This window comes from Bradyrhizobium sp. LVM 105 (genome assembly GCF_003957705.1).
Classification (GTDB): Bacteria; Pseudomonadota; Alphaproteobacteria; order Rhizobiales; family Xanthobacteraceae; genus Bradyrhizobium; species Bradyrhizobium frederickii.
Genome location: NZ_QZMV01000021.1, coordinates 40798 through 55027, shown reverse-complemented (window position 1 = coordinate 55027; position 14230 = coordinate 40798). Strand labels below are relative to the sequence as shown.

Sequence of the window (14230 nt, the reverse complement as noted above, 5' to 3'; positions counted from 1 at the left end):
AAAGTGCGCAGCGGTTTTCCGAAAAGATCATGCTTAAACAACAACCTAAAGCGCGATGACGATTCATCCTAATCGCATCGCGCTTTAGGCCGCCCGCTATCCCTGCGGAAACGTCACCGCCTCGATGCGGTTGCCGTCGGGATCGACGACGAAGGCCGCGTAGTAGCGCACGCGATCGTGTGGGCGGATGCCGGGCGCACCGTCGGAGGTCCCGCCCGCGGCGAGAGCCGCGGCATGAAACGCATCGACCTCGTCCGTCGTCTTGGCGCGCAGGCAGATGTGCGCGCCGCTTTCCAAAGCTACAGGCGCCATGTTCTCGCGCAGATTGATCCAGAACTCGGGATAGGCCTTGCCGAAGCCGACCGTCCGCGGCCGCGCGACGAGGCGGGTGAGGCCGAGGGCTGCGAGCGTGGCCTCGTAGAATCTTGCGGCGCGCTCGAGATCGCTGACGCCGACGGAAATGTGGTCGATCATTGGCCCTCCCTCAGTCATTCCGGGGCATGCGAAGCGTGAACCCGGAATCTCGAGATTCCGGGTTCGGTCCTGCGGACCGCCCCGGAATGACTCCTTCTAGCTACGCCGGCGCTCCCGACTTCACGAGCTTGTAGATCACCGAATCCATCAGCGCCTGGAACGAGGCGTCGATGATGTTCGGGGAGACGCCGACCGTGGTCCAGCGCTCGCCGTTCTCGTCCTCGCTCTCGATCAGCACGCGCGTGACCGCGCCGGTGCCGCCGTTGAGGATACGCACCCGGTAGTCGATCAGCTTCAAGCCCTCGATGTATTTCTGGTACTTGCCGAGGTCCTTGCGCATGGCAACGTCGAGCGCGTTGACGGGGCCGTTGCCTTCGGCGGCCGAGATCAGATGCTCGCCGGCGACGTCGACCTTCACCACCGCGAGCGCCACGGTGACGCGCTCGCCGAGCGCGTTGTAGCGCTGCTCGACATTGACGTCGAACTGCTCGACCTCGAAATAATGCGGCACCTTGCCGAGCGTGCGACGCGCCAGGAGCTCGAAGGACGCGTTGGCGGACTCATAGGCGTAGCCGGCCGCCTCGCGCTCCTTCAGCTCCTCGACGAGGCGCGTCAGCTTGGGATCGCTCTTCTCGTAGGGAATGCCGGCCCGGTCGAGCTCGGCGATGACGTTGGACCGTCCGGCCTGGTCCGAGACCAGCACCTTGCGGTGATTGCCCACCGTCTCCGGCAGCACGTGCTCGTAAGTCTGCGGGTCCTTCAGCACCGCGGAGGCATGAATGCCGGTCTTGGTGACGAAGGCGCTCTCGCCGACGTAAGGCGCATGCCGGTTCGGGACGCGGTTGAGCATGTCGTCGAGCGTGCGCGAGACCTTGACGAGTGTCGCTAGCTTCTCCGTCGTGACGCCGATCTCGAACGCGTCGGCAAAGCCCTGCTTCAACTTCAGCGTCGGGATCAGCGAGCAGAGATTGGCGTTGCCGCAGCGCTCGCCGAGACCGTTCAAGGTGCCCTGGATCTGCCGCGCGCCGGCACGCACCGCGGCGAGCGAGTTCGCCACTGCCTGCTCGGTGTCGTTATGGGCGTGGATGCCGACGTGATCGCCGGGGATGTGCTTCGTCACCTCGGTGACGATGGCCTCGACCTCATCAGGCATGGTGCCGCCATTGGTGTCGCACAGCACCACCCAGCGCGCGCCCGCATCGAAGGCGGCTTTCGCGCAGGCGAGCGCGAAGCTGGAATCTTCCTTGTAGCCGTCGAAGAAATGCTCGCAGTCGAGCATGACCTCGCGGCCGGCGGCCTTCGCGGCCGCGACGCTGTCGCGGATGGAGGCGAGGTTCTCTTCCTTCGTCGTCTCCAGCGCGACGCGCACCTGATAGGCCGACGCCTTTGCAACGAAGCAGATCGCATCCGCCTTCGCTTCCAGCAGCCCGGCCACGCCGGGATCGTTCGAGACCGAGCGCCCGGCCCGGCGCGTCATGCCGAACGCGGTGAAGCGAGCATGATTGAGCTTCGGCTTGCTGGCAAAGAACTCGCTGTCGAGCGGATTGGCGCCGGGATAGCCGCCCTCGACATAGTCGATGCCGAGGTCATCGAGCATCGCGGCGATGACCTGCTTGTCGGTCAGCGTGAAGTCGACGCCGTTGGTCTGCGCGCCGTCGCGCAGCGTGGTGTCGAACAGATAGAGGCGCTCTTTGCTCATTGCGGTGCTCCGAGCGTCTTCTTCATGGTGGTGTTGGCGAGCCACTCGTCGTTGACGGTGATGCTGTTGCGCTGCATGGCGACATAGCCGCGCTTGGCGAAGAAGCCCTGCGCGTTGTCGCTGGCATCGACCGAGAGGCTTTTCGCGCCGCGGCCTCCGGCAAGTTTTTCCAGCGCATCGACCAGCATGGTCGCGATGCCCTGTCCGCTCACGGCCGGATGCACATAGAGCATGCGGACGTGGTCGGCCCCTTGCAGCGAGGCAAAGCCGACGGGCGAGCCCTCCAGCGTCGCGATCAGCGTCAGGTCGGCCGCGAGCCGCTTGCCGAACTCTTCGCCTTCCGCGATCTCCATCCAGGCCCGCTGCTGCGCCTCGCTATAGTCCTCGCCGGTCAGCTCCTCGATGCTGGCGGTGAAGATCGCGGCGAGCACCGGCACGTCATCGGGCAGGAAAGGCCGCAAGCCGGGCTTTGGCAAAGTCTGTCCCATCGTCCTCACCACATCCCATACAGCTTGAGCACCAGCAGCACGGCGCCCACGAGCAGCGCGATCTTCAGCGCGATGTAATAGAGCCAGTGCCGCGGGAAAGGCGTGTCGGGCCGCTTCATCGCGCAATCTCCCACGTCGTTCCTTCCTTGGAGTCCTTTATCGCAACGCCCATGGCGGCGAGCAGATCACGAATGCGGTCGGATTCCCCAAAGTCCTTGCGGCTACGGGCCGCCGTCCGCTCCGCGATCAGGCGCTCGACCTCTTTGGCATCGACGCCGCTCGCCTGCTGCTTGCGGCCTTCCCACTGCGCAGCGCTCTCGGACAGGAATCCGAGCAGCCGCAGCGAGCCCGCCAGGGCGCTCACGTCTCCGCCGCGCAGCCCATGCAGTGCGGCGATCGCCAGCGGCGTGTTGAGATCGTCGAGCAGCGGCTCGACAACGGACGCTGCCGGCTTGCCGGGTTCGACGTCCGCCGCGACGCGATACCAGTCGTCGAGCGTCTTGGCGCTCTCCTCCAGCGACTTCATGGTCCAGTCGATCGGCGAACGGTAATGCGTCTTGAGCATGTTCAGGCGCAGCACCTCGCCCGGCCAGTCCTTAAGCAGCTCGTGGATCGTGATGAAGTTGCCGAGCGACTTCGACATCTTCTCGCTCTCGACCTGGAGGAAGCCGTTGTGCATCCAGTAGTTCGCCATGCGCTCGCGGTGGAAGGCGCAGCAGGTCTGCGCGACCTCGTTCTCGTGATGCGGAAACACGAGATCGATGCCGCCGCCGTGGATGTCGAAATGCTCGCCGAGATGCTTCCAGGCCATCGCCGAGCACTCGATGTGCCAGCCCGGACGGCCCTCGGCCTCGATGCCGGCCGGCGACGGCCATGACGGCTCGCCCGGCTTGGACGGCTTCCACAGCACGAAGTCGGTGTTGCCCTTCTTGTAGGGCGCGACATCGACGCGGGCACCGGCCACCATCTCGTCGAGCGAGCGATTGGACAATGCGCCGTAGCGCGGCAGCGAGGCGTTGGCGGCGTTCATCGCCTGCGGCGAGAACAGGACGTGATCCTCGGCGACATAGGCAAAGCCGCCTTTGACCAGCCGTTCGATGATCTCGCGCATCTCGGCGATATGCTCGGTCGCACGCGGCTCGACGCTCGGCCGCAATGCGCCGAGTGCATCGACATCGGCATGAAACTGCCGGCCCGTCTCCTCCGTCACCTTGCGGATCGCCTCGTTCAGCGGCAGGCCGGGGAAATCGCGCGCGGCGCGGTCGTTGATCTTGTCGTCGACGTCGGTGATGTTGCGGACATATTTGACATGCGCTTCGCCGTAGAGGTGACGCAGCAGCCGAAACAGCACGTCGAACACGATCACCGGCCGCGCATTGCCGATATGGGCGAAGTCATAGACGGTCGGTCCGCAGACATACATGCGGACGTTTTTCGCATCGAGCGGCACAAAGGCGCGCTTTTCCCGGCTCAGCGTATCGTAGAGGCGCAATTCCATGACAACCCATCCCTTGCGGCCGGGCGTCCAAGGCTCTCAACGTGTTTGAGAAAAGACGGCTCCAGCCAGCGAATCGCTAGCTCGTAATCTCGCGGCAAATGGCGCAAATGGCGAGGAGACCGTTCATGCGGAACATATGGGCCATCAGGCGCCCCTGCGTCAAGAGAGCCGCGAAAACGCCGTTTTGTGCCCCGCGAGGCGCGCCCATCACGAAGGTTCACGATCTCCTAACCATTTGAGCCCATTCTGGAACCGGCAGTTCCCTTTTGCCCCCGGTGCATTTTCATGCGATTCCTGCCAGCGCTTATTTCCAGCGCCTTCGTCTTTGCGGCCTCCAGCGCCTTGGCCGAGAGCCGCGTCTTCATCATCGCCAATCAGGCGAACGGCTACGGCGTCGACCAGTGCCTGGCCAGGGGTGACAAATGCGGCGCCTCCGCCGCGCGCACCTATTGCCAGTCACGAGATTTTGCCCAGGCGTCAGCCTATCGCCGGGTCGATCCCGACGAAATTACCGGCTCTGTCCCCAAATCCGGCACAAATTGCTCCCATGGCCATTGCGACGAATATGTCGCAATCACGTGCCAGCGCTGAATTTGCTCGGAGCTGGCGCAGCTTAGGCCGGTCCTTGGCTCCCGAAACGACGTGACGATGCCGCAGGAAGCGGCTATTGGGAGGGCGCGCTTTGGCCCCTCCAAGTCAAGTTGGAAAGTCACGTGGAAAGTCACATCGGGCCGTGACATCGCTAGAATGGCGGATATGCCTGAATTCCTGTCTCTCTCCCGTGCTCGCCTTCTCCTTGCCTGCACCGTGCTGTTGAGCACGGCCGTGCTCGTCACCGGCGCTTTCGCGCAGGCCGGTCCGCCCGGACCGCCGCCTCAACCCGGACAGAACGGCCTCGGGCCGAATCCGATGTGCGTGCGCCTGGAGGGCCAGCTCGCCGCGCTGGACCGCGGCGGCGGTGGCGACCCCGCGCGTGAGGAGCAGATCCGCCGCTACCAGGATTCCCAGACCCGCCAGCAGGCCGAGCTCGACCGCGTCACCATGCAGGCCAAGCGCATGGGCTGCGATTCCTCCGGCTTCTTCTCGCTATTCAACGGCCAGTCGGCGCAATGCGGCCCGGTCAACACCCAGATCCAGCAGATGCGCGCCAATCTGGACCAGATCACCGGCAATCTCGAACGCCTGCGCGGCGGCGGCCCCGGCGGCTTCAGCCCGGAACGCGACAACCAGCGCCGCTCGGTGCTGGCGGCGCTGGCGCAGAACAATTGCGGCCCGCAATATGCCAACGCCGCGCAGTCGCAAGGCGGCGGCAACTTCCTGACCAATCTGTTCGGCGGCGGCAACAATCCGAACAATCCGCAAGGCGTGCCGCCCTCCGATCTCGGACCGCAATCCGGCACCTACCGTACCGTGTGCGTGCGCACCTGCGACGGCGCCTATTTCCCGGTCTCGTTTGCGACGGTGCCGGCGCGCTTCCCCGACGACGAGAAGACCTGCAAGGCGCTCTGCCCGGCCGCGGAAGCCGTGCTCTACACCCATCGCAACCCCGGCGAAGACATGAATGCGGCGGTCTCGATCAGCGGCCAGCCCTACACGGCGCTGCCGACCGCGTTCAAATTCCGCAGCGAGTTCAACCCGTCATGCTCCTGCAAGGCCGCGGGACAGACCTGGGCTGACGCGCTGAAATCTGCCGACGACAAGGCGGCGGCCGAGCAGCAGGGCGACATCATCGTCACCGAGGAGAGCGCCAAGAAGATGCAGCAGCAGCGGCTCAACAAGGGCACGCCTGTGAACGCCAAGAAGGGCCCAGCTCCCGCGCCGACGACGGCCACCGCACCGCCGCCGGCGGATGCTGCCCCCGCGACCTCGTCGGAGAACAAGCCGATCCGTTCGGTCGGGCCCACGTTCCTGCCGCAACAGCAGAAGTAGGCAGCCCTGCTTTTACTGTCATGCCCAGCGAGGGCGGGGCACGTACTCCGTGACGCCAGCCGTGCACACGAGCAGCGCCGCAGGGTACTGGATCATCCGCTTTCGCGGATGATGACAGCAGTCCAGGGGCACAATCGCCCGCCTCACTCGCAACAGTTATCTCTCAAACGCGCGCTACTACTCGCCCTCGCGGCTCCACGGGATGAGATTGGCCGGAAAGTCTGCTGCGTAGCGCCTTCCCTTCGGGGGCGGCGGCGGAGCGTCCGGTGGGTTCGGATTCGGCTCAACCACCCGCCGATAGAGGTGCCAGGTGGCATGACCGAGCACCGGCAAGACGACAGCGAGACCGACGAAGAGCGGCAGCGAGCCGATCACGAGCAGCGCCGCCACGATGAGGCCCCATCCGGCCATCGCAACCGGATTCGCCGCCACCGCTCGGAGCGACGTGCGGATCGCGTCGATCGCAGTCGCATGCCGGTCGAGCATCAACGGAAATGACACGACGCTGACGCACAACGCCACAACCGCAAACAGGAAGCCGACACAGCAACCGACGATGATGAGCGACCAGCCTTCCGGTGTCGTCAGCACGCGCGTTGCGAAGTCGGGAATGCTTGCGGCCGCCGCATGACCGAAGATTGAGACATAGATCGCGTTCGCGACACCGATCCAGGCCCCGAACAGGACCAGCAGGAGCACGCCGAGCTCGACCATGGCGCCGAACGACGGTGCGCGCACCACCTTGATCGCATCCCATGCATCGACCTCGTCGCCGCGCTCGCGACGCCGGCTGAGTTCGTAGAGACCGATCGCGGCAAAAGGACCGATCAAGGCAAAGCCGGCGGCCAGCGGAAACAGTAGCGGCAGCACCGAATAGCCGAGAACCATCCTGAACAGGACGAGACCGAGGACGGGATAAATCAGGCACACGACGATCGCGTGGCTCGGCATCGCCTGGAAATCCTCCCAACCCAGGCGCAAGGCCTCGGTCAGATCGGACAAGCTGATCTTGCGAATGGGATAGGAGGCCGCTTCGCCGAATGCGTGCCGCCTGGTGATGTGGTGGGGGTACAGAGTGGCCATGAGCAGACCCTCCCCTGCTGAAAATCGCGGTTTCGATAACACGCGCTTTCCAGTCCACGCGTGTCCGCCGAACGAGCAGGAAACGCGATGGGTTGAGTACGGCAACCCAGGTTCATCTAACGAGCCTGGCCGGACGGAACCCGTCGCGACCTACCCTGGAAGCTTAGCGCGTGCGGGGCACGGCTGCACTCACGGTTGGGTGAACTATGCGCCCGATTTGTGCGTTGCATCACCCAGGACGCTGAAATGCGCTGATGCTTTGTGTCGACTTGCCGAGCGACGGCAACACCCACGTCGGGACGCCTATCTGCTCTATTGACGCCGGATTAGGATTGACGCCGGATTAGGCTGGTACCATTTTAGACGCAGACGCCCTTAGCTCCGATGAGATTGATGGTCGCGGGCTTTCTCCTGATTTCGCGACCAGTGGAATGGGCGAGGCAAGAGGCCGGCGATGGCATGTATGCCAACCAAGAAAGGCCAGCCATCGCGACAGACATGAGCTCCGCCCTGGATTCGTATCCGTAGCCTTCAGTGGCAAAGGATGGATCAGGATGGCTGTCGCACTGATATTGCTTCTGGTCGCGATCGGCTCCGTGCTGTTTCACCTCTACAGCCCGTGGTGGTGGACGCCGATCGCCACGAACTGGGCCTATATCGACCACACCATCAGCATCACGTTCTGGATCACGGGCTTTGTGTTCGTCGCCGTCATCGCCTTCATGGCTTATTGCGTCTTCCGCTTTCACCACAAAGAGGGAAGACGGGCCGACTACAATCCGGAAAACAAGAGGCTCGAATGGTGGTTGAGCGTCGGGACCGGCGTCGGCGTCGCAGCCATGCTGGCACCTGGCCTCGTGGTCTGGCACCAGTTCGTGACGGTGCCTGCGGATGCCACCGAGGTCGAGGTCATGGGCCAGCAATGGCAATGGAGCTTCCGGCTTCCCGGCAAGGATGGGAAATTGGGCACATCCGATGTTCGCAACATCGCTTCCGACAATCCGATGGGGCTGAACCGTGACGACTCGCATGCGCAGGACGACGTCGTGATCGAGAACGGCGACTTGCACCTTCAAGTGGGAAAGCCGGTCAAGGTCCTCCTCCGCTCGGTTGATGTCCTGCACGATTTCTACGTGCCCGAATTCCGGGCCAAGATGGACATGGTCCCAGGCATGGTGACCTATTTCTGGATAACGCCGATCCGAACCGGAACGTTCGATGTTCTCTGTGCGGAGCTCTGTGGCGCTGCTCATTATCAGATGCGGGCCAAGGTCATCGTCGACGAAGAGCGTGAATATCACGCCTGGCTGGAGCAACAAAAGACGTTCGCAGAATTATCGCCGGCAAGAGCCGTCGTGAAGACGACGTACCAATCCGGCGGCAAGTAGCAAGCTGCCGCCGCGAAGATTGATCGGGTGCACGAGGCCAACGCCTCACCCCGATGGAAACGATCGACGAGGTTTCTATGGTCGATATTCCATATGAAGGGATCCGCAGCATCCCGCCTCCGGAAGTACCTGATGTCGAGCTCTACCATCCGCGGAGCTGGTGGACACGGTATGTCTTCTCGCAGGACGCCAAGGTGATCGCCATTCAGTATTCGCTGACGGCCTCGGCCATCGGGCTGGTGGCCCTGGTGCTGTCGTGGCTGATGCGGCTGCAACTGGGATTCCCCGGCACCTTCTCTTTCATCGATGCCAACCAGTACCTCCAGTTCATCACCATGCACGGCATGATCATGGTGATCTATCTGCTCACCGCGTTGTTCCTGGGCGGCTTCGGCAACTACCTGATCCCGCTGATGGTGGGCGCCCGGGACATGGTCTTCCCTTATGTGAACATGCTGAGCTACTGGGTCTACCTGCTCGCAGTCCTGGTGCTTGCCTCGACATTCTTCGTGCCCGGCGGCCCCACCGGCGCCGGCTGGACGCTATACCCGCCGCAAGCAATCCTCTCCGGAACGCCCGGGCAGGATTGGGGCATCATTCTCATGTTGTCGTCCCTGATCCTGTTCATCATCGGCTTCACCATGGGCGGGCTGAATTATGTGGTGACGGTGCTGCAGGCGCGCACCCGCGGCATGACCTTGATGCGCCTGCCCCTGACGGTGTGGGGCATCTTCACGGCGACCGTCATGGCGCTGTTGGCATTCCCTGCACTCTTCGTTGCCTCGGTCATGATGCTGCTAGACCGTCTCTTGGGAACCAGCTTCTTCATGCCCGCCCTCGTCGAGATGGGCACGCTTTCGAAATATGGTGGTGGCAGCCCGCTGCTCTTCCAGCACCTGTTCTGGTTCTTCGGCCACCCCGAGGTCTACATCGTCGCCCTGCCCGCCTTCGGCATCGTCTCCGATCTGATCAGCACGCATGCGCGCAAGAACATCTTTGGCTATCGCATGATGGTCTGGGCGATCGTGGCCATCGGAGCGCTCAGCTTCATCGTATGGGCGCACCACATGTATGTGAGCGGCATGTTCCCGCAATTCGGGTACTTCTTCGCCACCACGACGCTCATCATCGCAATCCCCACCGCGATCAAGGTCTACAACTGGGTGCTGACCCTGTGGCGCGGCGACATTCATCTCACGGTGCCGATGCTGTTCGCCCTCGGCTTCATCATCACCTTCGTGAACGGCGGGCTCACCGGCCTCTTCCTCGGCAACGTTGTCGTGGACGTGCCCCTCTCGGATACCATGTTCGTGGTCGCGCATTTCCACATGGTGATGGGCGTGGCGCCGATCATGGTCGTGCTCGGCGCGATCTATCATTGGTATCCAAAGGTCACGGGGCGGATGCTGAACGACGCCCTGGGCAAGTTTCACTTCTGGGTCACCTTCCTCGGCGCCTACCTGATCTTCTTCCCCATGCACTATCTTGGACTGCTCGGGGTCCCGCGCCGGTATTTCGAACTCGGAGATACGACGTTCATCCCGTCCTCGGCCCATTCACTAAACGCCTTCATCTCCGTGGTGGCCTTGACTGTCGGCTTCAGCCAGATGGTGTTCCTGTTCAACCTTGCCTGGAGCTTGTTCAAGGGTGAGGCCTCGGGCGGCAATCCGTGGCGGGCGACGACGCTGGAGTGGCAGACGCCGGAGACGCCCCCGGGGCACGGCAACTGGGGCAAGGAGCTCCCTGTCGTATACCGCTGGGCCTATGATTACAGTGTGCCCGGCGCCGCGGAAGACTTCATTCCGCAGAACCAGCCGCCACGCGCGACGCAGCTCATTCAGGGAGCCGCTTCGTGAGCGCCGTCATCCTGTTCCTGGCTGTGCTTGTGGTGATCGCCGGATGGTGGCTGTCGCAGCAGCGGCTGACAGCCAAGCCCTGGCTGGAGGAAGGCCCGGCCGGTGACTTCCCCGGCGGCGATGCCATGACCTGGCCGGCAGCGAAGCTCGGACTTGGCGTGTTTCTCGCTGTCGCGAGCGCATTATTCGTCCTCTTCATCAGCGCCTACTCGATGCGCATGAGCATGGCGGACTGGCGGCCGCTGCCGGTACCACGGCTGCTGTGGGTCAACACGGGCGTCCTGGTCCTGAGCAGTGTCGCGCTGCAATGGTCTTACCTGGCCGCGCGCCGACACGATGCTGAAGGCATCACGATCGGCCTACTTGCTGGCGGGGCATCTGCCGTGATCTTCCTCGCCGGACAGCTCCTGGCCTGGCAGCGGCTCGCGACTGCCGGATATCTCGTGGCGTCCAATCCGGCGAATTCGTTCTTCTACGTGTTGACCGCAGTGCACGGGCTGCATCTGACGGGCGGTCTGGTGGCCTTGGGCCGAACCTCAGCCAAGATGTGGCGCGGCGCCGAGATCGCCGACATGCGCTTGAGCGTGGAACTGTGCGCCATCTACTGGCACTTCCTGCTGTTGGTCTGGCTTGTCCTGCTCGGTCTCCTCACCGGCTGGACCGATGATTTCGTCAACATCTGCCGCCAATTGCTGAGCTAGGGAGGCGAGACCAGATGGCTGAGACCGTGCTGACAAATCCGGGCCAATCGCCTGCGCGGCTTGAAGGCTGGCGCGGCATCGCCGCCGACTGGGCGTCCGATCAACGCGCCTTCAAGAACGTGTCCTGGGGCAAGGCCATGATGTGGATCTTCCTCCTCAGCGACACCTTCATCTTCAGTTGCTTCCTGCTCTCCTACATGACGGCGCGCATGTCGACGACCGTGCCGTGGCCGAATCCCAGCGAAGTCTTCGCCCTCAATATCGGGGGCAACCACATGCCCCTGATCCTGATCGCCATCATGACCTTTGTACTGATCAGCAGCAGCGGAACAATGGCGATGGCCGTCAATTTCGGCTACCGCCGCGATCGCGCGAGAACCGCAATCCTGATGCTGGTCACTGCGGCCTTCGGCGCAACCTTCGTCGGAATGCAGGCCTTCGAATGGACCAAGCTGATCATGGAGGGCGTCCGGCCCTGGGGCAATCCATGGGGTGCGCCGCAGTTTGGTGCGAGCTTCTTCATGATCACCGGCTTCCACGGTACCCATGTGACGATCGGTGTGATCTTCCTGATCGCCATTGCGCGGAAGGTCTTTCGCGGCGATTTCGACGTCGAGAGGCGCGGCTTCTTCACGAGCCGCAAGGGGCATTACGAGATCGTCGAGATCATGGGCCTGTACTGGCACTTCGTCGATCTCGTGTGGGTGTTCATCTTCGCATTCTTCTATCTTTGGTGAGGTCGGCGCATGACAAACGCGGCGGTACACATGGAAGGACAGCTCCACGCTCCGGCGCATGGCGCGGTCGCAACGGGAGCCGTTCACGCCAAGGGTCAACAGCACCCGATCAAGCTCTATCTCGTGGTCTGGGGCTGGTTGTTCGTCCTCAGCACGTGCTCCTATCTCGTCGACTACTTTGGCCTACATGGCTATCTGAGGTGGTCGCTGATCCTGCTGTTCATGGTGTTGAAGGCCGGCCTGATCGTCGCCGTCTTCATGCACATGGCCTGGGAGCGACTGGCTTTGACCTATGCCATCCTGCTGCCGCCGATCGTGGTATTGGTATTTGTGTCGATCATGGTGCTCGAATCCGAATACACGCACTTGCTTCGAGTCTTGTTCTTCGCAGCCCCGCCGTAGCAGAACGCGAGGTTCCCACTGTCATGCCCCGCGCAGGCGGGGCATCCAGTACTCCGCGGCGGAAGTTGGTTTTCACGACGTCCGCCGCGGAGTACTGGATCATCCGCCCCAGTGCGCAAGTGCGCACAAGGCGGATGATGACAGCGGAATGAGTAGCGAGATCGCCTGCCTCACGCTGCCGCATCTTTGAGTGCCCTACCCCTCGAACGCGTCGATCGAGGCCTTGCTCGCGCGCGATAGCAGCGTCTCGTCGATCGCCGGCAGCTTCTCACCCTTGTCGCGAAAGCGGTTGGTGATGGGATAGCGGCGGTCGCGGCCGAAGTTCCGGGGCGTGACCTTCACGCCGGGCGCGGCCTGGCGGCGCTTGTATTCGGCGACGTTGAGCAGATGGTCGATGCGGGTGACGATCTCGCGATCGAAGCCGGCGGCAATGATCTGGTCCAGCGGCTGTTCGCGCTCGACCAGACGCTCCAGGATGGCATCGAGCACGTCGTAAGGCGGCAGCGAATCCTGGTCAGTCTGGTTCTCGCGCAGCTCCGCGGTCGGCGGCCGCGTGATGATGTCGGGCGGGATCACCTCGCCGGCGGGTCCGAGCGCGCCGTCGGGCTTCCAGCTGTTGCGCAAGCTTGCCAGGCGAAACACCTGCGTCTTGTAGATATCCTTGATCGGATTGAAGCCGCCGTTCATGTCGCCATAGAGCGTGGCGTAGCCGACCGACATTTCGGACTTGTTGCCTGTCGTCACCACCATCAGGCCGGTCTTGTTGGAGATCGCCATCAGGAGCGTGCCGCGGGTGCGGGCCTGGAGATTCTCCTCGGTGATATCTGGCGGCAGATTCTTGAAGAGACCTGAGAGGATGGTCTCGAACCCGCTGACGGCCTCCGCGATCGGCAGCACCTCGTAGCGGATGCCGAGATGGCCGGCGAGCTCGCCGGCATCCGCAATCGAGTGTGCCGCGGTGTAGCGATACGGCAGCATCACGCCATGCACCTGATCGACACCGAGCGCATCGACCGCGATGGCCGCGCACAGCGCGGAATCGATGCCGCCGGAAATGCCGAGCAGCACGCCGGGAAAGCCGTTCTTGCCGACATAGTCGCGCAGGCCCAGCACGCAGGCGGCGTAATCGGCCTTGTCGCCCTCGGGCAGCGTCGCGATCGGCCCCGCGCAGCGCCAATCGTCGCCGTTGCGGGTGAAGCGCAGCGTGACGATGCTTTCCTCGAATGCCGGCAGTTGCGCCGCCAGCGAGAGATCGCCGTTGAGCGCGAAGGAGGCGCCGTCGAACACCAGCTCGTCCTGGCCGCCGACCTGGTTGAGATAGACCAGCGGCAGTCCGCTCTCGGTGACGCGCGCGACCGCGACCGACAGGCGCACGTCGTTCTTGTCGCGGGCGTAAGGCGAGCCGTTCGGAACCAGGATGATCTCCGCGCCGGTCTCGGCCAGCGTCTCGACCACGTTCTCGTAGTCCTCGGACTCTTCCAGCCAGATGTCCTCGCAGATCGGCACGCCGATGCGTACGCCGCGCACGGTCACCGGACCAGCGGCGGGCCCCCGCGAAAACAGCCGCTTCTCGTCGAACACGCCGTAATTCGGCAGATTGCATTTGAAGCGCAAGCTCGCGATGCGGCCGCCGTCGAGCAGCGCGCAGGCATTGTAGAGCTTGCCCTCCTCGACCCAGGGCGTGCCGACCAGCATGGCCGGCCCGCCATCGGCGGTCTCGCGCGCCAGTGCTTCGATCGCGGCGCGGCAGGCGGCCTGGAAAGACGGCTTCAGCACGAGGTCTTCCGGCGGATAGCCGGCGATGAACAATTCCGGAAACAGCACGAGATCGGCGCCGTCGGCGATCGCCTGCGCGCGCGCCGCCCGCGCCTTGGCGGCATTGCCCGCGATGTCGCCCATGGTCGGATTGAGCTGGGCGAGCGTGACCGCGAATGCGGCGAGACGTTCGGTCATCGGGCGCCCTTATCCGTTCCTC

Annotated in this window: 13 protein-coding genes; 7 read left to right on the top strand and 6 right to left on the bottom strand. The window is 63.6% G+C overall.

Annotated elements, in window-relative coordinates; translation table 11 throughout:
• Positions 1-96: 96 nt before the first annotated feature.
• The 4 genes from D6B98_RS35130 to cysS all read right to left on the bottom strand — a co-directional run bounded on the left by D6B98_RS35130 (position 97) and on the right by cysS (position 4159).
• A complete protein-coding gene (locus D6B98_RS35130; RefSeq protein ID WP_126261579.1) occupies positions 97-474 on the bottom strand; it encodes a VOC family protein in 378 nt (125 codons plus the stop codon).
• 100 nt (positions 475-574) lie between these two features.
• Positions 575-2173, bottom strand: a complete 1599-nt coding sequence (gene cimA, locus D6B98_RS35125; RefSeq protein ID WP_126261578.1) for a citramalate synthase — start codon at positions 2171-2173, stop codon at positions 575-577.
• Entirely contained in the window at positions 2170-2661 is a 492-nt protein-coding gene (locus D6B98_RS35120; protein WP_164719074.1) for a GNAT family N-acetyltransferase, read from the bottom strand. The genes cimA and D6B98_RS35120 overlap by 4 nt, the downstream gene beginning before the upstream one ends.
• Positions 2662-2776: 115 nt before the next feature.
• On the bottom strand, positions 2777-4159 hold the full coding sequence (gene cysS / locus D6B98_RS35115; RefSeq protein WP_126261576.1) for a cysteine--tRNA ligase: 1383 nt from the start codon (positions 4157-4159) through the stop codon (positions 2777-2779).
• A gap of 285 nt (positions 4160-4444) precedes the next feature.
• On the opposite strand from cysS, the gene D6B98_RS35110 reads away from it, so the two are divergent.
• A complete protein-coding gene (locus D6B98_RS35110; protein WP_126261575.1) occupies positions 4445-4750 on the top strand; it encodes a hypothetical protein in 306 nt (101 codons plus the stop codon).
• 156 nt (positions 4751-4906) lie between these two features.
• The gene (locus D6B98_RS35105) at positions 4907-6088 is read left to right on the top strand and encodes a DUF2865 domain-containing protein (protein ID WP_126261574.1); all 1182 of its coding nucleotides are present in this window, start codon (positions 4907-4909) and stop codon (positions 6086-6088) included.
• Between the two features lie 177 nt (positions 6089-6265).
• Here the strand turns inward: D6B98_RS35105 and D6B98_RS35100 are convergent, their stop codons facing one another.
• Positions 6266-7171 (bottom strand): DUF2189 domain-containing protein, encoded by a 906-nt coding sequence (locus tag D6B98_RS35100; protein ID WP_164719073.1) that lies wholly within the window; start codon positions 7169-7171, stop codon positions 6266-6268.
• 554 nt (positions 7172-7725) lie between these two features.
• Between D6B98_RS35100 and D6B98_RS35095 the strand changes: the two genes are divergently transcribed.
• From D6B98_RS35095 to D6B98_RS35075, 5 genes are all read left to right on the top strand, one after another.
• Entirely contained in the window at positions 7726-8559 is an 834-nt protein-coding gene (locus D6B98_RS35095) for a cytochrome c oxidase subunit II (RefSeq protein ID WP_126261573.1), read from the top strand.
• A 77-nt stretch (positions 8560-8636) separates the two neighbouring features.
• A complete protein-coding gene (locus D6B98_RS35090; RefSeq protein WP_126261572.1) occupies positions 8637-10415 on the top strand; it encodes a cbb3-type cytochrome c oxidase subunit I in 1779 nt (592 codons plus the stop codon).
• Complete coding sequence (locus D6B98_RS35085) at positions 10412-11116, top strand: cytochrome c oxidase subunit 3 (RefSeq protein WP_126261571.1); 705 nt, start codon at positions 10412-10414, stop codon at positions 11114-11116. Before D6B98_RS35090 ends, D6B98_RS35085 begins: the two co-directional genes overlap by 4 nt.
• Positions 11117-11130: 14 nt before the next feature.
• On the top strand, positions 11131-11853 hold the full coding sequence (locus D6B98_RS35080; protein ID WP_126261570.1) for a heme-copper oxidase subunit III family protein: 723 nt from the start codon (positions 11131-11133) through the stop codon (positions 11851-11853).
• A 9-nt stretch (positions 11854-11862) separates the two neighbouring features.
• Positions 11863-12255, top strand: coding sequence for a cytochrome C oxidase subunit IV family protein (locus D6B98_RS35075; RefSeq protein ID WP_164719072.1), 393 nt, complete (start codon positions 11863-11865; stop codon positions 12253-12255).
• A gap of 195 nt (positions 12256-12450) precedes the next feature.
• On the opposite strand, the gene D6B98_RS35070 is transcribed toward D6B98_RS35075, so the two are convergent.
• The gene (locus D6B98_RS35070) at positions 12451-14208 is read right to left on the bottom strand and encodes an NAD+ synthase (RefSeq protein ID WP_126261568.1); all 1758 of its coding nucleotides are present in this window, start codon (positions 14206-14208) and stop codon (positions 12451-12453) included.
• Positions 14209-14230: the final 22 nt, after the last annotated feature.

Bases quoted from the DNA above. Each gene is read 5' to 3' on its own strand.
- D6B98_RS35090 (WP_126261572.1), top strand. From the start codon at position 8,637: ATGGTCGATATTCCATATGAAGGGATCCGCAGCATCCCGCCTCCGGAA.
- cysS (WP_126261576.1), bottom strand. From the start codon at position 4,159: ATGGAATTGCGCCTCTACGATACGCTGAGCCGGGAAAAGCGCGCCTTT.
- D6B98_RS35070 (WP_126261568.1), bottom strand. From the start codon at position 14,208: ATGACCGAACGTCTCGCCGCATTCGCGGTCACGCTCGCCCAGCTCAAT.
- cimA (WP_126261578.1), bottom strand. From the start codon at position 2,173: ATGAGCAAAGAGCGCCTCTATCTGTTCGACACCACGCTGCGCGACGGC.
- D6B98_RS35080 (WP_126261570.1), top strand. From the start codon at position 11,131: ATGGCTGAGACCGTGCTGACAAATCCGGGCCAATCGCCTGCGCGGCTT.
- D6B98_RS35130 (WP_126261579.1), bottom strand. From the start codon at position 474: ATGATCGACCACATTTCCGTCGGCGTCAGCGATCTCGAGCGCGCCGCA.
- D6B98_RS35095 (WP_126261573.1), top strand. From the start codon at position 7,726: ATGGCTGTCGCACTGATATTGCTTCTGGTCGCGATCGGCTCCGTGCTG.
- D6B98_RS35100 (WP_164719073.1), bottom strand. From the start codon at position 7,171: ATGGCCACTCTGTACCCCCACCACATCACCAGGCGGCACGCATTCGGC.
- D6B98_RS35110 (WP_126261575.1), top strand. From the start codon at position 4,445: ATGCGATTCCTGCCAGCGCTTATTTCCAGCGCCTTCGTCTTTGCGGCC.
- D6B98_RS35120 (WP_164719074.1), bottom strand. From the start codon at position 2,661: ATGGGACAGACTTTGCCAAAGCCCGGCTTGCGGCCTTTCCTGCCCGAT.
- D6B98_RS35075 (WP_164719072.1), top strand. From the start codon at position 11,863: ATGACAAACGCGGCGGTACACATGGAAGGACAGCTCCACGCTCCGGCG.
- D6B98_RS35105 (WP_126261574.1), top strand. From the start codon at position 4,907: ATGGCGGATATGCCTGAATTCCTGTCTCTCTCCCGTGCTCGCCTTCTC.